This is a genomic window from Microbacterium sp. Root280D1 (assembly GCF_001428975.1).
Taxonomy (GTDB): domain Bacteria; phylum Actinomycetota; class Actinomycetes; order Actinomycetales; family Microbacteriaceae; genus Microbacterium.
On sequence record NZ_LMJK01000001.1, the window covers coordinates 1,042,421 to 1,063,049 of the forward strand.

Sequence of the window (20,629 nt, forward strand, 5' to 3'; positions counted from 1 at the left end):
TGTGTGACGCACAGTAATGTGATGGACATGAACGAGACCCTCGACACGCATCTGCAGGAACTGCGCCGCGGCACCGTGGTGCTGGCGTGCCTGCAGCTGCTGCGCACGGCGGGGTACGGCTACGGGCTGCTCGAAGACCTCGAGCGCCGCGGCTTCGCCACCGATGCGAACACGCTGTACCCGCTGCTTCGGCGTCTCGAGAAGCAGGAGTACCTGACGAGCGAGTGGAACACCGACGAGGCGCGGCCCCGCAAGTTCTACCGCACATCGGAAGCCGGCATCCGGCTCGCCGACACCCTGACCGAAGAATGGCGATCGCTCACGACGGCGATCGCGACCCTCACAGCTGAGGAGAACTGACATGCCCTCGACAGCCACGCTCACCGAGCGATACATCAGCGCCACGATCCGCAGCCTCACGCCCGAGGTGCAGGACGACGTCCGCGCCGAGCTCGAAGGATCCATCGCCGACGCGATCGACGCGAGACTCGAACAGGGGGACGACCCGGCCGAGGCGGAACGGGCGGTCCTCACAGAGCTGGGTGACCCCGGCGTCCTCGCCGCCGGCTACGCCGACCGGCCGCTGCACCTGATCGGACCCCGGTACTACCTCGTGTGGTGGCGGCTGCTCAAGCTGCTGCTCATCATCGTGCCGGTGTGCGCGATGGGCGGAGTCGCGATCGCGCAGGCGATCGAGCGCGCACCCATCGGAACGATGATCGGCGCCGCCGTCACGGTCGGCATCTCGGTCATCGTGCACGTCTGCTTCTGGGTGACCCTGGTCTTCTTCATCCTCGAGCGCACCGGAGCGGACACCGGGGTGAAGTGGGACGTCGACCAGCTGCCCGAGCCGACCCAGAACGGAGCCGGCAGGGCGGATGCGATCGCGTCGCTCGTGTTCCTCGTGCTGGGGGTGGGCGCGGTCTTCTGGGACGCAGTCATCGGCTTCTTCCCGACCGAAGGAGATCCGATTGCGATCCTGAACCCGGGTCTGTGGCCCTGGGGGATCACGTTCTTCCTCGGGCTCTTCGTCGCCGAGGCGCTGCTGACGGTGGTGGTCTACGCTCGCCGCCGCTGGACGATCGGTGCCGCTGTGGTCAACACCCTGCTCGCGGCGGTGTTCGCCGTCTGGTCGCTGACGCTGCTGGTGCAGGGCGAGCTGCTCAACCCCGAGTTCCTCCGCTTCGTCTTCACCGACAACGGCGTGACGGATGAGACGATGCGCATCCTGACCGTGATCACCGGGTTCGCCCTCATCGCGTTCCCGATCTGGGACATCGTCGACGGCTGGATCAAGACCGCTCGCGCTCGCCGCGGCTGATCACCGCACGCAGACGGCGTCGCCTCTTCGGGGCGACGCCGTCTCCGTGTGCAACCCGGGCGGGAATAGGCTGGATGCTGTGACCAGCGCATTCGTCTCAGACCTGTTCGACCCGGACGAATGGGTGCTCGCGCCCGGTGCCGAGGACTACACCGACATCACCGCCCACGTGAGCACGGACGGCGGAGTCGCGCGCATCGCGTTCAACCGCCCCGAGGTGCGCAACGCCTTCCGCCCGCACACGGTCGACGAGCTCTACCGGGCACTCGACGACGCACGGCAGAACCCCCGCATCGGCGCGGTCCTCCTCACCGGCAACGGACCGAGTCCGAAGGACGGCGGGTGGGCGTTCTGCTCGGGCGGCGACCAGCGCATCCGCGGCCGCGACGGATACAAGTACTCCGATGACGAGACGACCGTGCACGATCCGGCTCGCGCCGGTCGCCTGCACATCCTCGAGGTCCAGCGCCTCATCCGTTTCATGCCGAAGGTCGTCATCGCCGTCGTGCCGGGCTGGGCGGCCGGCGGAGGGCACTCGCTGCACGTGGTGTGCGACCTCACGATCGCCTCCGCCGAGGAGGCGCGGTTCAAGCAGACCGACGCCGATGTCGGCAGCTTCGACGCGGGGTACGGATCGGCGTACATGGCGAGGCAGACCGGGCAGAAGTTCGCGCGCGAGGTGTTCTTCCTCGCCGAGGAGTACTCGGCGCAGCGGGCGTACGAGGCCGGGGCGGTCAACCGGGTCGTGCCCCATGCCGACCTCGAGCGCGAGGCGCTGAAGATGGCGCGCACCGTGCTCACCAAGTCGCCCACGGCGATCCGCATGCTGAAGTTCGCCTTCAACGCGGTGGACGACGGGCTCGTGGGGCAGCAGGTGTTCGCGGGCGAGGCCACGCGTCTCGCCTACGGCACCGATGAAGCGGTCGAGGGCCGCGACTCGTTCCTCGAGAAGCGGGACGCCGACTGGACCTCGTTCCCCTGGCACTACTGAGCGGATCGAGACGCACATGGTCGCGCTGACGCCGACGGATGCCGAGGATCCGGCCGAACTCCGGGCCGCTCTGGCGCGCGCGCTCGACGGCGGGCCGGCGCTCGGATTCGGGATGCTCGGAGACGCCCCGAAATGGGTGCCGGACGGCACGGCCGTCGTGATCGCCACCTCGGGCTCCAGCGGGGTCCCCAAGCGGGTCGCGTTGAGCGGCGAGGCGCTGCGGGCGAGCGCCGAGGCGACGGCGTCGAGAGTGGGCGGTGGGCGCTGGCTGCTCGCCCTGCCCGCCGGATACGTTGCGGGACTCCAGGTCATCGTGCGGTCTCTGATGGCAGGCACGCACCCTGTCGCGCTGAGCGGTCGGTTCTCGCCCGATTCGTTCGCCGACGCGACGCTGTCGATGCTCCGCCCGCTGCCGGGCGGTTCCGCCGGCATCCCCGAGCTGTACACCTCGCTCGTCCCCGCGCAGCTGTCGACGCTGCTCGATGCGGCAGACGACCGACCTGTGCGTGCGGCCCTTCAGGCGTACCGGGCGATCCTCGTGGGTGGCCAGGCGCTGCCGGAACCGCTGCGCGACCGCGCCGCCGATCTCGGCATCCGACTCGTCCGCACCTATGGCTCCACCGAGACGAGCGGGGGATGCGTCTACGACGGCGTCCCCCTCGACACCGTCGCCGTGCGCACAGTGGACGGAGAGCTGCGCATCGCCGGTCCGATGCTCGCTGACGGCTATCTCGGCGACGGGGAGCTCACGGCGAAGAACTTCTCGCGCGACGAGCACGGCATCCGCTGGTATCACACCGGCGATCTCGGGCTCTATGACGACGGCGTCGTGCGGGTGCACGGTCGTGCCGACAACGTGATCGTCTCCGGCGGCATCAACATCTCGCTCGATCGGGTCGAGCGGTTGGTGCGCGGCGTTCCGGGTCTCACCGATGCCGTCGTGGTCGGCGTGCCGGACGAGCGATGGGGCGAGGCCTCGGTCATCGTCGCCCCGAGAGGCGAGGCGCTGCGGCGCAGCGAGGCCGAGCAGCTCGCGCACGCGAGGGATCTCGTCGCCGCCGAGCTCGGCAGGCACGCGAGACCGGCTCGGCTGATCATGGTCGACGAACTGGCCGTGCTGGCCTCAGGGAAGCCGGACCGCGAGTCGATCAGGCGGGCCGTCGCCGAACTGCACTGACGGCGGATTTCAGCGGCGAGAAGAGCACTGCCAGACTGAGCCATGGCCACCTACACCCACGGGCATCACGAGACCGTCCTCCGCTCGCACAGCAGTCGCGACATCTCCAATTCGGCGGAGTACCTCCGCCCGCACCTGACAGAGACCACCCGGCTTCTCGATGTCGGAGCGGGGCCAGGCACCATCACGATCGACTTCGCCGGCACCGTCGCCCATGTCACGGCGACCGAGATCGATGAGAACGCACTCTCGCTGTCGCGCGATCTCGCATCGCGCAGGGGACTGGACAACCTCGACTTCGCGGTCGAGGACGTGCATGCACTGACCTTCGCCGACGACAGCTTCGACGTCGTGCATGCGCACCAGGTGCTGCAGCACGTCGGCGACCCCGTGCAGGCGCTCCGGGAGATGCGTCGGGTGACGGCGCCGGGTGGTGTCGTGGGGGTGCGCGACGCCGACTATGCGGGCTTCCTCTGGTTCCCGATCCTGCCCGAGCTCGATCGATGGCTCGACCTCTATCGTCGCGCTGCCCGAGCGAACGGCGGCGAGCCCGATGCGGGGCGTCGACTGCTCGCCTGGGCGCGGGCCGCCGGATTCGACGACATCACGGCGACGTCCTCCACGTGGACATACGCGACCCCCGAGGACCGCGCATGGTGGGGCGGCATGTGGGCCGATCGCATCCTCGAGTCCGCGCTCGCCCGGCAGCTGGTCGACGGCGAGATGGCGACGCGGGGCGACCTGCAGGAGATCAGCGACGCATGGAAGCGCTGGGCCGACGACGGCGACGGCTGGTACCTCGTGCCGCACGGCGAGATCATCGCCCGCGCCTGACCGGACCGCGGATACATCTGCAGGCGGATGCGAGGCGGATGCCGTGCCGCGTAGCGTGGGGGAGTGATCCGCCCGCTCTCCCGTACGGCGCTCGTGCTCGACATCGTCGGGGCGGCGCTGCTCTTCGTCATCCTCACGCCGTTCTCCGTCGTCTTCTACGGCCCGGGGGCGGTCGGCGAGGGGATCAGCGGTGCGGCGGTCGCGGCGATCGTCACCGCGGGCATCCTGATGTTCGGCGGAGTCGCGATCGGCAGGCTCGCCCCCGGACTCGCGCTCGCCGCGGCCTGGGCGGGCGCGATCGTGCAGATGCTGTCCGGATTCGGTCCGCTGCCGATCGATGTGGCGATCCTCCTTGTGCTCTACGCGACCGCCGCCTGGGGGTCCCGCGCGGTGCTGTGGTGGGGTTTCGGCTCGGCGCTGCTCGGTGCTCTGGTCTCGGCGGTCTACCTGGTCGTCGTCACGGGCGTCACCTCCGGCGCCAGCGGGTGGGATCAGCTGACGACCGGCACGCTGCTCCTGGTCGTCTCGGTGCTCGCGCTCGGATTCGCGTGGGTCTGCGGTCTGCTGTGGCGGGTGGTGCTGCGCGCGCGGAGCACCCGTTCGGCGCAGCTGAAGGCGGAGTCGCTCGCGGCGGAGGAGCAGGAGCGTGTGCGGATCGCCCGCGACATGCACGACATCGTCGCGCACTCGCTGGCCGTGGTGATCGCGCAGGCCGACGGCGCCAGGTATGCGGCCGCCGCGAAGCCCGAGATGGCCACCGAGGCCCTCGGGACCATCGCCCAGACCGCTCGCAGCGCGTTGAGCGACGTGCGTCTGCTGCTCACGCAGCTGCGCCACCGACAGGGGGACGGTCCCCAGCCGACGCTCGCAGACCTCGAGTCGCTGTTCGCGCAGGTGCGTCAGGCGGGAGTCGAGGCCCGGATCACCGTCGATCCGATGCCGCCGGGGGAGCCGCCGGGAGCCATCCAGCTCGCGGTGTACCGGATCCTCCAGGAGGCGCTCACGAACGCCATCCGTCACGGCGACGGCGCGGTCGACGTGCACCTCGCGTGGCTTCCCGACCGTGTCGACATCCAGGTGCGCAACACCGTGGGACGGGATCAGCCGCAGATCGGCGGCGGTCACGGGGTGATCGGCATGCGTGAACGGGCGCAGCTCGTCGGCGGTAGCCTTCAGGCGGAGCGCCAGGGAGCGCAGTTCGTCGTCCGCGCCTCGCTCCCGATCGGAGAAGTCGCATGATCAGGGTCGTCCTCGTCGATGATCAGGCGCTGTTCCGCGCCGGAGTCCGCATGCTGCTCGCCTCGCAGCCCGATCTCGACGTCGTCGGAGAAGCGGGCGATGGCCGCGAAGCCGTCGCTCTCGTGCACGCGACTCGACCGGACGTGGTGCTGATGGACATCAGGATGCCGGTCATGGACGGGCTCGCTGCGACCGCCGAGATCCTCGCTCAGCCCGACCCGCCGCGCATCGTCATGCTGACGACCTTCGACCTCGACGAGGCCGCCGCTCGCGCGATCCGTCAGGGGGCGAGCGGATTCCTCCTGAAGGACGCCGACCCCGAGTTCCTCCTCGCCGCGATCCGCACCGTCCACGCGGGCTCGAGCGTCATCGCCGCGTCGGCGACCCGCGAGCTGTTCGAGCACTTCGCCGAGGAGCCGAAGCCGGTGCCGGTGCAGTTCTCCGCGCTGACCGAGCGTGAGCGCGAGATCTTCGCGCTCGCCGCCCGGGGGCTCTCGAACTCCGAGATCGCCGCTCGCGAATATCTCAGCGAGGCGACCGTCAAGACCCACATCAGCCGCATCCTGACGAAGCTCACCCTCCGCGACCGGGTGCAGCTGGTGGTCTTCGCGTTCGAGCACGGACTCGCCTGACCCGATTCCTGTCCGCGGGATCATCCTTACGATGTAGGCGGATGCGCCGTCAGGCCGACGCGGCGGAGCAGCCGGCGTCCGTAGCGTCGAAGGCATGGAGATCACGACCACCGACCTCGGGCTCGCAGCCCGCGTCCAGCACCTCAAGAAGACCTACGGCGCCGGCGAGGGCACCGTCCACGCGCTGGACGACGTCAGCGTCGGCATCCGCCGCGGACAGTTCACCGCCATCATGGGACCGTCCGGTTCGGGCAAGTCCACGCTCATGCACATCATGGCCGGCCTCGACACCCCGACGCAGGGGAGGAGCTGGATCGGCGACACCGAGATCACGGAGCTCGGAGACCTCGATCTCACGATCCTGCGCCGCCGCCGGGTCGGCTTCATCTTCCAGGCGTTCAACCTCGTGCCGACGCTCACCGCCCTCGGCAACATCATGCTGCCGTTCGAGCTCGACGGGCGGCGACCCAGCGCGATCGAGAAGGCGCGCATCGACGGACTGATCCAGACGCTCGGGCTCGGATCCCGTCTGCAGCACCGACCGCATCAGCTCTCTGGGGGTCAGCAGCAGCGCGTCGCCATCGCCCGTGCGCTCGCCACGGCGCCCGATCTCGTGTTCGCCGACGAGCCCACGGGCAATCTCGATTCCCGCACGGGGCGCGAGGTGCTGCAGCTGCTGGCCACCGCGAGCCGCGAGCACGGACAGTCCATCGCCATGGTCACCCACGACGCGATCGCGGCGAGCCATGCCGACCGGGTGCTGTTCCTCGGAGACGGCCGGATCGTCGCCGACCACCCGCGCCAGAGCGCCGAGGAGATCTCGGCCTACATGCTCGCCGCCGAGGTCGCGGCATGAGCGCCGTCATCGAGTCTCCGACTCTCGCCGTCGTACCGCAGACGTCCGCGACCGGTCCGCGCCTCGCCTGGCTGCGCGACCGGGGCATGGGCGCCAGCATCCTGGTCGCAGCGCTCTCGGCCGCCTTCGGAGTGGTGCTGGTCGAGACCACGGCCTACCTCGGAGCCGTGCTGCAGGCCGACCCCTTCATCGGCGACAGCGAGACGCTCGCGTTCATCGTGGGACTGCTCTCGGTGCTGCTCACGGGCGTCGCGATGTACGTCGCCGCGATCGTCACCGCGAACACGTTCTCGACGATCATCGCCGGGCGCACGCGTCAGATCGCCCTGATGCGCCTCATCGGCGCGACCGCGAGGTCCCAGCGGGCCGTGGTCGGCCGGCAGGGCTTCGCGGTGGGGGTCATCGGCGCGGCACTCGGGCTTCTCGCCGGCCTCGTGATCGCCGCGGTCGGCGTGCAGATCGGTTCCGGACTGATCGAGAACGTGCCGCAGGGGTTCTCTCTCGCCCAGCCGTTCATCGCCTTGCCGGTCGTCGGCGTCGCGCTCACGACCTGGGCGGCGGCATGGGTGGGCTCCAGGCGCGTTCTCGCCGTCACGCCGCTGCAGGCGATCGGCGGGTCGGTCGAGCGCACTCACGAAGAGCTGTCCCGCCCCGGGGGGCACATCGGCGCATGGATCCTGCTGGCTTCCGGCACCGTGCTGCTGGCGGCAGGGGTCGTCGTCGGCCTCGTGCACCCGCTCGGGGTGGTCGTCGCCTTCGTCGGCGGACTGCTCTCCTTCACCGGACTCGCGCTCGGATCGGTGCTGTTCATGCCTCCCGTGCTCCGTCTGGTCGGGCGGATGTTCGGATCGAGTGCCACGGCACGACTCGCGGCCGAGAACGCCCTCCGCTATCCCGAGCGCTCGTCGCGCATGGCGATCGGCGTCGTGATGGGGGTCACACTGGTCACGATGTTCGCGGTCGCGCTCGAATCGGTCAAGCAGATGCTGATCGGTCAGGTCGAGGGCGAGACGCCTGCGGAGTTCTTCACCCCGTTCGACGCCTTCGCATCGGTGATGATGGTGCTCGTGGCGGTGTCGGCGGTGATCGCCGCGGTCGGTCTCGTCAACCTTCTGACGATCGGCGTCGTGCAGCGTCGTCGCGAGCTCGGACTCCTCCGGTCCATCGGCCTGTCCAATGGGCAGGTGCGCCGCATGGTGCTGCTCGAGGCGGCGCACATCACGGTGGCCGCCACGCTGACCGGGTTGATCCTGGGCATCGCCTACGGATGGATCGCGGCGCAGTCGCTGCTCGGCTCCGTGCCGACCCTGCCCGACTTCGAGGCCGCCGGGCTCGTCGCACCGCACGTGCCCTGGCTGCCCGTGGTCATCATCGTCGCGGCGACCGCTGTGCTGACCCTGGTGGCTGCCGCGACGCCGACCCGCCTCGCCACCCGCGTGGCGCCCGTCGACGCACTGGCCGCCGACTGACGACGACGCCTGAGGATGCCCCGATGACCGAATCCGTCATCGGGGCATCGGCACCCGGGCGGTCGTTCTAGGCTGGACGGATGCCGTCTCCGTTCGACCAGTCCACGTATCAGGTGCGTCTCGAGTGGGGCGTCGACGGGCTCGATCGCCTCGCGACCGCCGATGTCGTCGTGGTGGTCGACGTGCTCCGCTTCTCGTCGACGGTGGCAGACGCTGTCGCGTCGGGCTCAGCGGTCTCGCTCGACGACGCGCGTGAGTGGTCCCGCAATGGCGCCGCGGTCGCCGCCCGCGCCGGCGACGCGGTCGTGCTGATCGGAAGTCTCCGCAACGCGGCGGCAGTGGCACGAGCGATCGCGACGCTGCAGGAGCGCAACCAGTCACGCACTTCCGTGAGCGTGATCGCCGCGGGCGAAGCCGACGCCGCGGGCGCCGTGCGCTTCGCGGTCGAGGACCACCTGGGAGCCGGTGCGATCGTCGCCGCGCTCACCGAACTCGGCATCGACCACACGGCGCCCGATGCGGCCGTGGCCGCCGAGGGATTCCGCGCGCTGAAGAGGGCGCTGCGCCACATGGTCAGCGCGAGCGGTTCGGCGCGTGAGCTCGCGGACGGGGTCGCCGCGACCGAGCGGATGCGGGCATCCGGTGCTGCGCCGACGACGGTGTCGGACGCCGCCGAGCTCGACGCCCTGGATGTCGTCCCCGTGCTGCGTGACGGGCTCTTCGTCGCCTTCGACTAAGCGGTCTGCGGTCGTCCCCGGCGCGCAGGCCATCCCCGCTCGGGGGTGAGGCGCCTGTGGATCTCGTCCCTGCACGCGCTCGGCAACAGGCCGTGCATCCGGCACGGGTTTCGTGTTCCGCGACGTAGGGTCATGGCATGAGGTTCGTCCCCGCTTTCGTCGTCGATGCCGTCCTGGTGCTCGTCTTCGCCGTGATCGGCCGTGCCTCGCACGGAGAAGATCCCGGCGGGTTCCTGCTCACCGCCTGGCCGTTCATCGTCGCCCTCCTGCTGGGTCACGTCGTGGCGGCGCTTCTGCCGGCGAGGCCGCGTCGACCGTGGTCGCTGGCCTGGGGTGCCGTCGTCTGGCTCGTCACCGTCGTCGGCGGGCTGCTGCTGCGCGTCGTGGCGGGGGACACCGCGCAGATCGCGTTCATCATCGTCACGACCCTCGTGCTCGGCGTCTTCCTCGTCGGGTGGCGAGCCGTGGCAGCGCTCCTGCGTCGGCGTGCGGGGCGTGCGAGCGACGCCGGCGCGGCCCCCGGGCGGCCTGAGGAGCGGGAGGATGACGACACTCCCGTCGACCGGGACGCACCCGCCGACGCGGCAGCCTCGGAGCGAGCGCAGGAGGAACCCTCGCCCGAGGCCGATCCGGAATCAGGTCCTCACGCGCGCTGACCGCACTCTGCGGGTTCGCGGCGCTCGGGGCGGGTCGACGTCGTGCGCGGATCAGCGCGACATCTGCGCCGCGAGCCTCGTGTCGGCCGTGATCTCGCGCCGAGTCCAGTCGAACAGGTAGCGCGCGTCGTACGAGCGGGAGCACCGCGCGCACGATGTGGCGCGTGACGGACGCCGGTGGCGGTAGGTCACGTGACCAGCGGGGCACTGGCCGACCCACGGCGCGAGTTCGACCGCCGTCTCGCCATGGTGGGTGGTTCCGCCGACGTAGCCCAGGTCTCGGGCCACGCGCTTCCAGGTCGGGCCGTGGGCCGCTTCATGACCCGCGAGGGCATGCGCCACCTCGTGCAGCAGCACCTGATGGATCTCGTCGTCCTCGAACCGCGCAGCCAGATACCGCGACACGGTGATGCGCTTCTTCGTGTAGTCGCACTGCCCCGCCCGACGCTTCGCGTGGTCGAAGCCGAATGACCAGCTGTCGTCGAGGTGCAGCGTGATCAGTGCCTCGCCCCAGACGCGCACCCGGTCAAGTTCCGCCATGCGATCAGGCTAAGCCATACCGCCGACATCGCCCCTCAGCGGGGCACCGGCGGGCGTGTGCTGCCGTCAGCCCGCGACGAGCTGCGTCGTGCGGCGCCGCTCGGCGGCTTCGATGGCGAGCAGCACCGTCTCGAGCTCTCGGTCCTCGGCCCCGGCCTCGCGGCGCAGGAAGAGGGACTGCTTGAAGCTCTCGCGAGCGGTCTCGTAGTCGCCGGCCTCGTAGGCGTTCCTGCCGTGATGGTGGTGCGCGAACGCGGCGATCGACAGCCAGCGCTGTCCCTCGGCTTCGGCGGCGCACGTCGCGAGCTCCTGCTCGGCGGCGGCGTGGGCGCCGCGGTGCTGCAGGATCGTGGCGTGCAGCACCCTCGAGCGCAGGACGTCCTTGCGTGTGCCCGCCATGCGCGACTGGCGCACGGCCTCATCGGCGAGGGGGAGCGCTTCGTCCAGACGGTCGAGGACCTTCAGCAGCCAGACCCGCTCCAGCAGTGCCGGAAGGCTCCGCTGGCTCTCGATCTCCTCCAGCCGTGCGGCGCATTCACCGAGGTCGACCAGCTCGCGAAGGCTCTCCGGGTCGTATCCCTGGATGAAACTCATTGCTCTCCTTCCGCAGCGTCCCCCGTCAAGTGTGCCTCGCGTCGGCGCAGTCGTCGGGGCGGCACGCCCCACGGCCCCGCATCCGATCTCGATCGAGGCCTCAGCGGAGGAACAGCGAGGCGTCCGGACGAGGGGAGGCGACGGCATCCGCATCGGTCACCACGCGTGCACCCTGCACGAAGGCGGTCACCTCGGCACCCTGCGCGATCTTCGCCGGATGCGGCCCGGCGGCGAGCATCCTGGGCAGCCATTCGGTGGGCAGGGGAGCCGCCGATGCGGCGATCACGAGGTTGCCGAACCTGCGCCCCTTCAGCACCTGGGTGTCGGCGAGGACGCCGATCTCGGGCAGAACCTCCGCGATCGTCGCGACCTGTCGCCGGGCGAACGCGAGGCCCGGCCCGTCGGCGACGTTCACGAGCAGCACGCCGGCGGGCGCGAGCAGTTCGGCGAGTTCGCGATAGAACTCGATGCTAGTGAGGTGGGCCGGCGTCTGGGCTCCGGAGTAGACGTCGGACACCACCAGATCGCAGGTGCCGACGATCGCCGGGGGGAGGCGGCGGACGCCCTCGCGGGCATCTCCGATGCGGAGCCGGATGGCCGCGCCTCGCGGCAGGGGGAGGTGCTCGCGCACGAGGGTGGCCAGCGGTGCCTCGAGCTCGATCACCTGCTGCCGAGAACCGGGGCGGGTCGCCTCGATGTAGCGGGGGATCGTCAGTGCGCCCGCGCCGAGGTGCACCGCGGTCAGGCGGCCGGCAGCGAGCTGGTCGATCACGGCGCCCATCCGCACGATGTACTCGAAGTGCAGGTGCGTGGGGTCATCCAGGTCGACGTGCGACTGCGGGGTGTCGTCGACGATGAGCTCGAATCCGCTGGTGAACTCCGACGGCACGATGCGGGCGATGCCTCCGTGGTCGAGACGGACCTGCGGGTGCTCGGTGTCCTTCGCTCGCGTCCTGCCCATCCTCCGAGACTACGCGCTCACTCCGCCTCGACATCGTGTGGTCGGCTCACGCGATGGGAGGATTGAGGGCTGCTGACTCGCCGCGAGTCTGCCGCGGAGGCTCGATGTTACGGCCGCATGACGTTTCCGAGAATAACTTGCAGGGAATTAGTTAGTGATGAATACTTTTTCCTACGTGGTAGGCACCCGATGCCGCCAGGACGTTCAAAGAGGAGATCCCTGATGCACAAGCGCATTCTTCCGGTCGTGGCGCTGGGCGCCGTGGCCACCCTGGGCCTGGCGGCCTGTGCCGGCGGCGGAGCCGACACCGGCGGAGCCGTCGACGGAGAGGGCCAGGAGCTCACCGTCTGGATCATGAAGGGCACGAACCCGGACGCGAGCGCGTTCTACGACGAGGTCTCGAGCGCCTTCGAAGACGAGACCGGCGCCACGGTCAAGATCGAGGAGATCCAGTGGGCGGACGCTCATGATCGCTTCGTCACGTCGATCGCCGGCGGCACCACGCCCGACATCGCCGAGACCGGAACCACCTGGACCGCGGAGTTCGCGGACGCGGGTGCCCTCGAGCCGCTCGACGAGTACGTCGACGCCGAAGACGGCCTGCGTGACGACCTCGTCGAGGGCCTCGCGGTCGCCGGCACCTACGAAGACGAGCTGTACGGCATGCCCTGGTACGCCGGAGTCCGCTCCATCGTCTACCGCACCGACGTGTTCGAGGAGCTCGGTCTCGAGGCCCCGAAGACGTGGGACGACATCGTCACCGCTGGCGAGGCCATCAAGGCCGCCAAGCCCGACATGCTGCCGTTCCCCGTCGCGGGTGACGCGGAGTTCCAGGTGTATCCCTGGGTCTGGGGCGCCGGCGGCGAGGTCGCGACCCTCGACGGCAAGACCTGGACGAGCGAACTCGACAGCAAGGAGTCGCAGGCCGGCATCGAGTTCTACACCGGACTCGCGACCGAGCACGGCTTCTCCTCCGCCGGGGCCACGACCTGGAAGGAGACGGACCTCCGTGACTCGTTCACGCAGGGCAACGTCGCCATGATGCTCTCGGGCTCCTGGACCCCGAAGGCTCTGATCGAGGCCAACCCCGAGCTCGAGGGCAAGATCGGCGCCGCCGTGATCCCCGGCGAGGACGGCGGCATCGCTCCGTCCGTGCTCGGCGGCTCGCACCTGTCGGTCTTCAACACGACCGAGAACGCCGACCTCGCATGGGAGTTCGTCAAGCTGATGACCACGGGCGAGTTCGCCGAGAAGTGGGCTGACGAGACCGGATACTTCCCGGGAGTGCAGTCCGCGATGGAGGAGGCCCTGGCCTCGACCGACCCGCTCGTCGCTCCGTTCGCGCAGCAGATGGTCGAGGGCGGCGCATCCGTGCCGGTCACCCCGAACTTCGGTGCCGTTCAGGCGAAGAAGACCACCAACTCGATGATCCAGGCGATCCTCAGCGGGCAGAAGGACGTCGCCACGGCGACGAAGGACGCCGCCGCTGAGATGACCGATCTGCTCAACCAGTAAGGCTGTATCCCTTCATGTCGATGGTGCAAGCGCCACTGCCGGTCACGAAGGCGGAGTCCACCTCCGCCTCCGTGGCCGGCGGCCGGCCGCCCAAGCGGGGTTTCTCGCTGATCACGGCCCGCCCCTGGCTTCTTCTCGCCCCCGGGCTGGTCATCCTCGCGGTGCTCATGCTCTGGCCGCTCATCCAGGTCGTCATCTTCTCGCTGCAGGACTACGGTCTTCGCGAGATCAACACCGGCGAGAACAACTGGATCGGCGTCGACAACTACGTCGAGGCGCTCACCAACCCGACACTGTGGACCGTCGTCCTGCCGAACACCGTCGGCTTCGCCGCCGTCGCCGTGTTCGTCACGGTCGCGGTCGGCACGCTCGTGGCGCTGCTGCTCGCGAAGCTGGGCACGGTGTGGCGCACCATCGTCTCGAGCTGCATCATGGTGGCGTGGGCGATGCCCGCCGTCACCGGAACCTACGTCTGGACGTTCATCTTCGATGCCGACCGCGGCATCTTCAACACCGTCCTGCAGGATCTCGGCCTGATGGACGACCCGGTGAACTGGTTCACCAATCAGTGGTCGTTCTACGCGATCGTGCTGCTGAACGTCGTGCACCACGGCTTCCCGTTCGTCGCCATCACGGTGCTCGCGGGCCTGCTCGGCGTCTCGAAGGAGATGCTCGAGGCGGCCGCGCTCGACGGCGCGAACGCGTGGATGCGGTTCTGGAAGATCATCTTCCCCACTCTCAAGCCCGTCTTCTCGGTCGTGATCATCCTGTCGACGATCTGGGACTTCAAGGTCTTCGCGCAGGTCTACCTGATGCCCGGTGGAGGCGGCGGCAACCGATCGGTGCTGAACCTCGGCGTCTGGTCGTACGTCGAATCCTTCGGCCAGAACCGCTACGGCTTCGGTGCCGCGCTCGCCGTGCTGCTCACCCTCGTGCTGATCGGCATCACGATCGTGTACATCCGCTCCCTCATGAAGGAGGACGAGCTGTGAACCCCCGCCCGTCTGTCATGTCGCGCGTCGGCACCGGCATCGCGATCGCCGCCGTCCTGATCTTCACGCTGTTCCCCGTCTACTGGATGGTCTCCAGTGCGCTCGACGCCAAGGCGTCCAGCGGAGGGCAGTCGCTGCTGCCTCAGGAGTTCACGTTCGACAACTTCGCCTTCGTCCTCACCGACGGCGGTTTCGGCACCTACCTCCGCAACTCCGCGATCGTGGCTCTCGTCACCGTCCTGGTCAGCGCCCTCGTGTGTCTGCTCGCGGCTGTCGCAGTCGCCCGGTTCCGCTTCAAGTTCCGCACGACCATCCTGATGATGATCCTCGTCGTGCAGATGGTTCCGCTCGAGGCCCTCGTCATCCCGCTCTTCCTGCAGGTCAAGAGCCTCGGGCTGCTCAACAGCATCCTCGGCCTGATGGTCGTGTACGTCGCGCTCTCGCTGGCGTTCGGGATCTGGATGCTGCGCGGATTCGTCGCCGCCGTGCCCGTCGAGCTCGAGGAGGCCGCGTACATCGACGGCGCCAGCTGGTGGCGGATGTTCCGCTCGATCCTGCTGCCGCTGGTGATGCCCGGTCTCGTCGCGACCAGCATCTTCAGCTTCATCACGGCCTGGAACGAATTCATCTTCGCCATGACGATCCTCGGCAGCGCGACCGACCAGTACACGGTCTCGATCGGACTGAAGTCGTTCTTCGGCCTGCACTCCAACGACTGGGGCAGCATCATGGCCGCGTCGACGATCATCACGATCCCGGTGATGGTGTTCTTCGTGATCGTGCAGCGTCGTCTCTCGGCCGGCATGGTCGCGGGAGCGGTGAAGGGATGACCGACGACCTCGTCCGCCTCGCCAACGGGGTGCTCTGGCCGGGGTTCCTCGGCACGGAGGCCCCCGAATGGCTTCTCGACGAGCTGCGCGACGGCCTCGCGGGTGTCGTGTACTTCAGTCAGAACGTCGGCGAGGGACTTCCGGCTCTGAGCGACGAGATCCTCCGGGCCAATCCGGACGCGCTGATCGGGATCGACGAGGAGGGCGGCAACGTCACACGCCTCGAGTCCGCAGCCGGCTCCACGCTTCCGGGGGCGGCTCAGCTGGGCATCGTCGACGACGTCGAGGCGACGCGGGCATCGGGTGCCGAGCTGGCTCGACGAGTGGCCGCGATCGGCGGCAACGTCGTGCTCGGTCCCGTCGCGGATGTGAACACCGATCCGCGGAATCCTGTGATCGGCGTCCGTTCCTTCGGCAGCGACCAGAAGCTCGTCGCCCGACACGTGCAGGCGGCGGTGGAGGGCCTGCAGAGCACGGCGGTCGCGGCGTGCGTCAAGCACTTCCCGGGGCACGGTGACACGCACACCGACTCGCACCACGCACTGCCCGAGATCTCGCTGGGGATCGAGGAGTTCGAGCGCGTGCACCTCGAGCCGTTCCGCGCGGCGGTGGCTGCAGGTGTCGACGCCGTCATGACCGCGCACATCGTCGTTCCCGCCTGGGGCACCGAGCCGGCGACGCTGAACCCCCGAGTGCTCGGGCTGCTCCGCGGCTGGGGCTTCGACGGCGTGATCATCACGGATGCCCTCGACATGGCGGCCATCCGCGAGACCGTCGGCATCGGCGAAGGCGCCGCGCGTGCCCTCGCGGCCGGAGCGGATCTGCTGTGCATCGGCAACCCGACGAACCGCGGTGAGGCCACGCTCCCCGACCAGGACCGTCGAGACTTCCTCGCCGCGCGCGACGGGATCCTCGCGGCGGTGGACGACGGCTCACTCTCTCGCGAGCGACTCGCCGAAGCGGCCGGGAGGGTCTCCCGCCTGGCTCAGACCCTGAGCGTCCGTGCCGAGACTGCGACTCCCGTCGACTACGACGGATCGGACATCGTCCGACGCGCGATCACAGGAGTGGCGCGCGATGCCGAGGCGCTCGCCGTCGTCGATGCTCGTCGACGTTCGACGCTCGCGGTCGACAGCGCGTCGGCGTACGTGGCTGAGACTCTGGCGGCAGACGGTCATCGCGTGCGCGTCGACGTCGCACGGACCACGATCGACGAGCAGGATGGGGCTCTCGACGCGGCTGTCGCCGCAGACGGACTGACGGTCGTCCTCCTGGATCGTCCAGACACCGACGACGGGCAGCGTGCGCTCGTCGAGCGCGCCGCTCTGCGTGATCCCGACGCGGTCGTGGTCAACGTCGGACTCGCGGCACGGCAGCCTCTGCCCCTCGCGCTCGTGGAGGTCGGATCCGCGAGCCGGATCGGAGCCCAGGCCGCCAGAGATCGACTGATCGGGGGCTCGTCGCGCCGCGCCGATCCGTCGCCCGACAGCGCAGGTGCCGCCGACTGAGGCAGGATGACACCGTGGACGCCGATGTTCTCGCGCTGGTGCGCCGATCCGTTCCCCGACTGAGTGCTGCAGAAGCACGGGTCGCGGAGACGATCCTCGGAGACCCCACGCTCGTCGTCGACCTCGCCATCAACGACCTCGCCCAGCTCTGTCACACATCGCTGTCGACCGTGGCTCGCTTCGCGCAGTCGCTCGGCTTCAGCGGATACCGGGAGCTGCGGGTCGCGGTCGCCCGCACGATCACGCTCGCCCAGGCGCAGCAGGCGCGCTTCGGCCTCGACACCACGGCGATCGATCCCGATGACGAGCCGTCCGCCATCGCTGCGAAGCTCGCGGCACAGGAGATCGACGCGATCGAGAAGACGGCGCTCGGACTGGACGCCGACGCGCTCGACCGCGTCGCCAGGGCCGTCGTGGCGGCGCGCCACGTCGATCTGTTCGGGCAGGCCGCATCGTCGTTGACCGCTCAGGACCTTCAGCAGAAGCTCGCGCGCATCGGGTGCTCGGTCGCGCACTCCGCCGATCCGCACCTCGCCCTCACGACGGCGTCGCTGCGGACCCCGGAGGACGTCGTCATCGCGTTCTCCCACGGGGGCGAGACGCAGGAGGTCGTCCGGGCTGTCGAGATCGCCAGAGATGCGGGCGCCTTGTCGGTGGCCATCACCAGCGCGCCCGACTCGACGCTCGCGCTCGCCGCAGACGTCTCGCTGATCACCTACGCGCAGGAGTCGCCGTTCCGCATGGCCGCGATGTCGAGCCGCATCGCGCAGCTGGCGCTGGTCGACATCCTCTTCGTCCGGGTCGTCCAGCACCGGGGTGAACCCGTGGTCATCCCCCTGCAGCTGACGCACGACGCTGCGGCGCCGCGTCGACGTCGCTAGAGGCAGGCGATGAGATACCCGTCGACCGTCACCGGTGCCCGTGGCGACCGGCAGGAACAGCGCCGCTGATCAGTCGATGTGGTCTCGGGTGCTGACCAGTGCCCTGGTCGCGATCCGGTGCGCGCGAGCGAGGCTGCCGGTGAGCGAGAGTCCCGACAGGACGCCGGCCAGGAATCCGGCGGCGAACGCATCTCCGGCGCCGATGGACTCCACGACGGGGACATCGAGCGACCTGCTGTCGGTGCGCTCGGCGCCGTCGAAGGCCACAGCGCCGTCTGGACTCGTGGCCAGCAGATACCTCGGTTCGGGGAACAGCTCGCGCAGTCGATCGGGCTCGCCGGTGCCGAAGACCGCCTCGGCGTCGGGGCGTGTGCAGAACGCGATGTCGGCGCGGCGGACGTAGTCCGCGATCACCGCGCGCCCCTCCTCCTGTCGCCCGCGCCACAGCGCAGGTCGCCAGTTCACGTCGAAGCTGAGCAGCCGCCCGTCGCGCGGCGCATCGAAGAGGGCGTTCTGCGCTGCGTGGGCGGTGTCCGAGAGAGCAGGCGTGATCCCCGAGGTGTGCACGAGGGCGGCCTGTGACAGCAGCGCGGATGCCGCGGGGGAGTCGAGCGTCGCTGGCGACAGGGCCGCGGCCGCGGAGCCCGAGCGGTAGTAGTGCATGGTCCCGTCGACGGAGCCGTCCGGACGCGGTGACAGCTCCTTGACGTAGAGGCCGGTGGGCGCCTCGGCGTCGATCTCCACGGCGGAGTCGTCGACCTCGTGCCGGCGCAGCTCGGCGGCGAGGAAGCGCCCGAACCCGTCGTCGCCCACACGGGAGACGACGGCGGTGCGGATGCCGGCCGAGGCCAGTGCGATCGCCGTGTTCCACTCCGCTCCGGCGAGCGAGCGGTGGAACGTCCGCACGTCCTCGAGGGGCGCGGCGATGGCCGGGACGAAGGAGACGAGGCCCTCGCCGACGCAGACGGCGAGGGGAGACGTGTCGGGCACGCTCTGGAGATTACCGGATCGGCCACACCCCCGGACATCCGTAACAGGAATGAAACCTGCAGGTGTTTGGCATCGGTCTGCGCACTGGGTAGTTTCAAGGAATCACCGTTTCCGAAGTCGACGATGTCTTCGGAACGCGCACAGCAGCGCTCGACAGGAAGGTCACACAATGCACCACTCAGTCATGCGTCGGCGAGGTCTCATCGCCGTCACCGGAGCGGCAGTCGCCGCGATGGTCCTCTCAGGATGCGTCGCCAGCGAGCGCGGCGACGACGGCGGAGAGGCGTCCGGCGATGTCGACGGAACCTTCGTGTTCGCGGCGTCCTCCGACCCGGCGAGCCTCGACCCGGCCTTCGCCCAGGACGGCGAGAGCTTCCGCGTCTCGCGTCAGATCTTCGAGGGCCTCGTCGGCACCGAGCCCGGCACGGCCGACCCGGCACCGCTGCTGGCCGAGTCATGGGAATCGTCCGAAGACGGCATGAGCCACACCTTCACGCTGAAGGAGGACGTGACCTTCCACGACGGCACGCCGTTCAACGCCGAAGCCGTATGCGCGAACTTCGACCGCTGGTTCAACTGGACCGGCCTCGCGGCCTCCGAGGCGTTCGGCTACTACTACAACAAGCTCTTCAAGGGCTACGCGGAGAACCCGGCTGACGCCGTCTACAAGTCCTGCACCCCCGACGGCGACTACTCCGTGACGATCGACCTGAACAAGCCGTTCGCAGGGTTCGTGGCGTCGCTGTCGCTGCCGTCCTTCTCCATGCAGAGCCCTTCGGCCCTGCAGGAGTTCGGTGCTGACGAGGTCAGCGGCTCGGCCGAGGCACCCGTCCTCTCGGAGTACGCGATGGGGCACCCGGTCGGCACCGGCCCGTACCAGTTCGACGAGTGGGCGCCGGGCGAGCAGGTCTCGCTCAAGGCGTACGACGACTACTGGGGCGAGGCGGGTCAGATCGACGAGATCATCTTCCGCACGATCGACGACCCGACCGCGCGTCGTCAGGCTCTCGAGTCCGGCTCCATCGACGGCTACGACCTCGTCGGTCCGGCCGACACGCAGGCACTCGAGGACGACGGCTTCACCATGGTCTCCCGTCCTCCGTTCACGATCCTGTACCTCGCGTTCAACCAGGCGCTCCCTGAGCTGCAGGACCCGAAGGTCCGCGAGGCGCTCTCGTACGCGGTCGACAAGGATGCCCTGATCAGCCAGGTCCTGCCCGAGGGCACCGAGAAGGCGATCGAGTTCGTGCCCGACACCGTCAACGGCTACAACCCCGATGTCACGACCTACGACTACGACCCCGAGAAGGCCAAGGAGCTGCTGGCAGAGGCCGGCTACGACGAGGCCAACCCGCTGAAGCTGACCTTCAACTACCCGGTCAACGTCTCGCGTCCCTACATGCCGGACCCCGAGCAGATCTTCACGGTCCTCTCGTCGCAGCTCGCCGAGGTCGGCGTCGAGACCACCCCGGTCTCGGAGGAGTGGGTCGAGTACCTCGACCGCACCACCGGCACGTCGGACCACGGCATCCACCTGCTCGGCTGGACCGGTGACTACAACGACACGGACAACTTCGTCGGCGTCTTCTTCGGGCAGCAGAGCTCCGAGTGGGGCTTCGACAACCCGGAGCTGTTCCAGAAGCTCAACGAGGCTCGCGGCGTCTCCAACCTCGAGGACCAGACGGCCCTCTACGAGGAGATCAACGAGATGGTCGCGCAGTTCATCCCCGGTGTCCCGCTCGCGCACCCGGCGCCCACACTGGCGTTCGACCCGCGTGTCGAGAGCTACCCCGCCAGCCCGGTGAACGACGAGGTCTTCACGGACATCGTCCTCACCGAGTAGGTCTGACCGACTGAGTTGCCCACCCGGGTCCCCGCGCTCGTCGCGGGGACCCGGGCCCGGCGT

The 20,629-nt window shown here is 69.3% G+C and carries 21 protein-coding genes; 17 read left to right on the top strand and 4 right to left on the bottom strand.

Going from position 1 to position 20,629, the window contains the following annotated elements; translation table 11 throughout:
- Window positions 1–27: 27 nt before the first annotated feature.
- From ASE34_RS05030 to ASE34_RS05080, 11 genes are all read left to right on the top strand, one after another.
- Window positions 28–360: a PadR family transcriptional regulator gene (locus ASE34_RS05030; RefSeq protein ID WP_082586537.1), complete on the top strand. Its 333-nt coding sequence runs from the start codon at window positions 28–30 to the stop codon at window positions 358–360.
- A 1-nt stretch (window position 361) separates the two neighbouring features.
- On the top strand, window positions 362–1,321 hold the full coding sequence (locus tag ASE34_RS05035) for a permease prefix domain 1-containing protein (RefSeq protein ID WP_056277150.1): 960 nt from the start codon (window positions 362–364) through the stop codon (window positions 1,319–1,321).
- Between the two features lie 79 nt (window positions 1,322–1,400).
- Entirely contained in the window at window positions 1,401–2,312 is a 912-nt protein-coding gene (locus ASE34_RS05040) for a 1,4-dihydroxy-2-naphthoyl-CoA synthase (protein ID WP_053098880.1), read from the top strand.
- Window positions 2,313–2,328: 16 nt separating this feature from the next.
- Window positions 2,329–3,489, top strand: coding sequence for an AMP-binding protein (locus tag ASE34_RS05045; protein ID WP_056277153.1), 1,161 nt, complete (start codon window positions 2,329–2,331; stop codon window positions 3,487–3,489).
- Between the two features lie 42 nt (window positions 3,490–3,531).
- Window positions 3,532–4,323 (top strand): class I SAM-dependent methyltransferase, encoded by a 792-nt coding sequence (locus ASE34_RS05050; RefSeq protein ID WP_056277158.1) that lies wholly within the window; start codon window positions 3,532–3,534, stop codon window positions 4,321–4,323.
- Between the two features lie 63 nt (window positions 4,324–4,386).
- Window positions 4,387–5,562: a histidine kinase gene (locus ASE34_RS05055; protein WP_056277160.1), complete on the top strand. Its 1,176-nt coding sequence runs from the start codon at window positions 4,387–4,389 to the stop codon at window positions 5,560–5,562.
- Window positions 5,559–6,194, top strand: a complete 636-nt coding sequence (locus tag ASE34_RS05060; RefSeq protein ID WP_053098884.1) for a response regulator — start codon at window positions 5,559–5,561, stop codon at window positions 6,192–6,194. Before ASE34_RS05055 ends, ASE34_RS05060 begins: the two co-directional genes overlap by 4 nt.
- A 94-nt stretch (window positions 6,195–6,288) precedes the next feature.
- Window positions 6,289–7,050 carry an ABC transporter ATP-binding protein gene (locus tag ASE34_RS05065; protein ID WP_056277163.1) on the top strand — a complete coding sequence of 254 codons (762 nt, stop codon included), beginning with the start codon at window positions 6,289–6,291 and terminating at the stop codon, window positions 7,048–7,050.
- Entirely contained in the window at window positions 7,047–8,519 is a 1,473-nt protein-coding gene (locus ASE34_RS05070; RefSeq protein ID WP_056277166.1) for an ABC transporter permease, read from the top strand. The genes ASE34_RS05065 and ASE34_RS05070 overlap by 4 nt, the downstream gene beginning before the upstream one ends.
- An 80-nt stretch (window positions 8,520–8,599) precedes the next feature.
- Entirely contained in the window at window positions 8,600–9,256 is a 657-nt protein-coding gene (locus tag ASE34_RS05075; protein ID WP_056277169.1) for a 2-phosphosulfolactate phosphatase, read from the top strand.
- Between the two features lie 137 nt (window positions 9,257–9,393).
- On the top strand, window positions 9,394–9,912 hold the full coding sequence (locus ASE34_RS05080; protein ID WP_082586514.1) for a DUF3054 domain-containing protein: 519 nt from the start codon (window positions 9,394–9,396) through the stop codon (window positions 9,910–9,912).
- A 51-nt stretch (window positions 9,913–9,963) separates the two neighbouring features.
- On the opposite strand, the gene ASE34_RS05085 is transcribed toward ASE34_RS05080, so the two are convergent.
- From ASE34_RS05085 to ASE34_RS05095, 3 genes are all read right to left on the bottom strand, one after another.
- Complete coding sequence (locus ASE34_RS05085) at window positions 9,964–10,452, bottom strand: SprT-like domain-containing protein (RefSeq protein WP_053098888.1); 489 nt, start codon at window positions 10,450–10,452, stop codon at window positions 9,964–9,966.
- A 66-nt stretch (window positions 10,453–10,518) separates the two neighbouring features.
- Window positions 10,519–11,046, bottom strand: coding sequence for a hypothetical protein (locus tag ASE34_RS05090; protein WP_056277172.1), 528 nt, complete (start codon window positions 11,044–11,046; stop codon window positions 10,519–10,521).
- A gap of 100 nt (window positions 11,047–11,146) precedes the next feature.
- Window positions 11,147–12,007 carry a spermidine synthase gene (locus ASE34_RS05095; RefSeq protein ID WP_056277174.1) on the bottom strand — a complete coding sequence of 287 codons (861 nt, stop codon included), beginning with the start codon at window positions 12,005–12,007 and terminating at the stop codon, window positions 11,147–11,149.
- A 222-nt stretch (window positions 12,008–12,229) separates the two neighbouring features.
- On the opposite strand from ASE34_RS05095, the gene ASE34_RS05100 reads away from it, so the two are divergent.
- From ASE34_RS05100 to ASE34_RS05120, 5 genes are read left to right on the top strand one after another with little or no spacing between them, the layout of a single operon-like run.
- A complete protein-coding gene (locus ASE34_RS05100; protein ID WP_053098891.1) occupies window positions 12,230–13,522 on the top strand; it encodes a sugar ABC transporter substrate-binding protein in 1,293 nt (430 codons plus the stop codon).
- Window positions 13,523–13,536: 14 nt separating this feature from the next.
- A complete protein-coding gene (locus ASE34_RS05105; protein ID WP_053098892.1) occupies window positions 13,537–14,514 on the top strand; it encodes a carbohydrate ABC transporter permease in 978 nt (325 codons plus the stop codon).
- A complete protein-coding gene (locus ASE34_RS05110; protein ID WP_053098893.1) occupies window positions 14,511–15,344 on the top strand; it encodes a carbohydrate ABC transporter permease in 834 nt (277 codons plus the stop codon). Before ASE34_RS05105 ends, ASE34_RS05110 begins: the two co-directional genes overlap by 4 nt.
- Window positions 15,341–16,852, top strand: a complete 1,512-nt coding sequence (locus ASE34_RS05115) for a glycoside hydrolase family 3 N-terminal domain-containing protein (protein ID WP_056277177.1) — start codon at window positions 15,341–15,343, stop codon at window positions 16,850–16,852. Before ASE34_RS05110 ends, ASE34_RS05115 begins: the two co-directional genes overlap by 4 nt.
- A 14-nt stretch (window positions 16,853–16,866) precedes the next feature.
- Complete coding sequence (locus tag ASE34_RS05120) at window positions 16,867–17,733, top strand: MurR/RpiR family transcriptional regulator (RefSeq protein WP_056277179.1); 867 nt, start codon at window positions 16,867–16,869, stop codon at window positions 17,731–17,733.
- Between the two features lie 69 nt (window positions 17,734–17,802).
- Here ASE34_RS05120 and ASE34_RS05125 read toward each other — a convergent pair whose 3' ends face one another.
- Complete coding sequence (locus ASE34_RS05125; protein ID WP_056277182.1) at window positions 17,803–18,723, bottom strand: sugar kinase; 921 nt, start codon at window positions 18,721–18,723, stop codon at window positions 17,803–17,805.
- A 169-nt stretch (window positions 18,724–18,892) separates the two neighbouring features.
- Here ASE34_RS05125 and ASE34_RS05130 point away from each other — a divergent pair, with 169 nt between their 5' ends.
- Window positions 18,893–20,566, top strand: coding sequence for an ABC transporter substrate-binding protein (locus ASE34_RS05130; protein WP_053098897.1), 1,674 nt, complete (start codon window positions 18,893–18,895; stop codon window positions 20,564–20,566).
- Window positions 20,567–20,629: the final 63 nt, after the last annotated feature.

Excerpts from the sequence above, each read along its gene's own strand:
- ASE34_RS05065 (WP_056277163.1), top strand. The coding sequence starts at position 6,289 with ATGGAGATCACGACCACCGACCTCGGGCTCGCAGCCCGCGTCCAGCAC.
- ASE34_RS05115 (WP_056277177.1), top strand. The coding sequence starts at position 15,341 with ATGACCGACGACCTCGTCCGCCTCGCCAACGGGGTGCTCTGGCCGGGG.
- ASE34_RS05130 (WP_053098897.1), top strand. The coding sequence starts at position 18,893 with ATGCACCACTCAGTCATGCGTCGGCGAGGTCTCATCGCCGTCACCGGA.
- ASE34_RS05095 (WP_056277174.1), bottom strand. The coding sequence starts at position 12,007 with ATGGGCAGGACGCGAGCGAAGGACACCGAGCACCCGCAGGTCCGTCTC.
- ASE34_RS05030 (WP_082586537.1), top strand. The coding sequence starts at position 28 with ATGAACGAGACCCTCGACACGCATCTGCAGGAACTGCGCCGCGGCACC.
- ASE34_RS05080 (WP_082586514.1), top strand. The coding sequence starts at position 9,394 with ATGAGGTTCGTCCCCGCTTTCGTCGTCGATGCCGTCCTGGTGCTCGTC.
- ASE34_RS05070 (WP_056277166.1), top strand. The coding sequence starts at position 7,047 with ATGAGCGCCGTCATCGAGTCTCCGACTCTCGCCGTCGTACCGCAGACG.
- ASE34_RS05060 (WP_053098884.1), top strand. The coding sequence starts at position 5,559 with ATGATCAGGGTCGTCCTCGTCGATGATCAGGCGCTGTTCCGCGCCGGA.
- ASE34_RS05085 (WP_053098888.1), bottom strand. The coding sequence starts at position 10,452 with ATGGCGGAACTTGACCGGGTGCGCGTCTGGGGCGAGGCACTGATCACG.
- ASE34_RS05100 (WP_053098891.1), top strand. The coding sequence starts at position 12,230 with ATGCACAAGCGCATTCTTCCGGTCGTGGCGCTGGGCGCCGTGGCCACC.
- ASE34_RS05035 (WP_056277150.1), top strand. The coding sequence starts at position 362 with ATGCCCTCGACAGCCACGCTCACCGAGCGATACATCAGCGCCACGATC.
- ASE34_RS05050 (WP_056277158.1), top strand. The coding sequence starts at position 3,532 with ATGGCCACCTACACCCACGGGCATCACGAGACCGTCCTCCGCTCGCAC.
- ASE34_RS05075 (WP_056277169.1), top strand. The coding sequence starts at position 8,600 with ATGCCGTCTCCGTTCGACCAGTCCACGTATCAGGTGCGTCTCGAGTGG.
- ASE34_RS05090 (WP_056277172.1), bottom strand. The coding sequence starts at position 11,046 with ATGAGTTTCATCCAGGGATACGACCCGGAGAGCCTTCGCGAGCTGGTC.
- ASE34_RS05105 (WP_053098892.1), top strand. The coding sequence starts at position 13,537 with ATGTCGATGGTGCAAGCGCCACTGCCGGTCACGAAGGCGGAGTCCACC.
- ASE34_RS05045 (WP_056277153.1), top strand. The coding sequence starts at position 2,329 with ATGGTCGCGCTGACGCCGACGGATGCCGAGGATCCGGCCGAACTCCGG.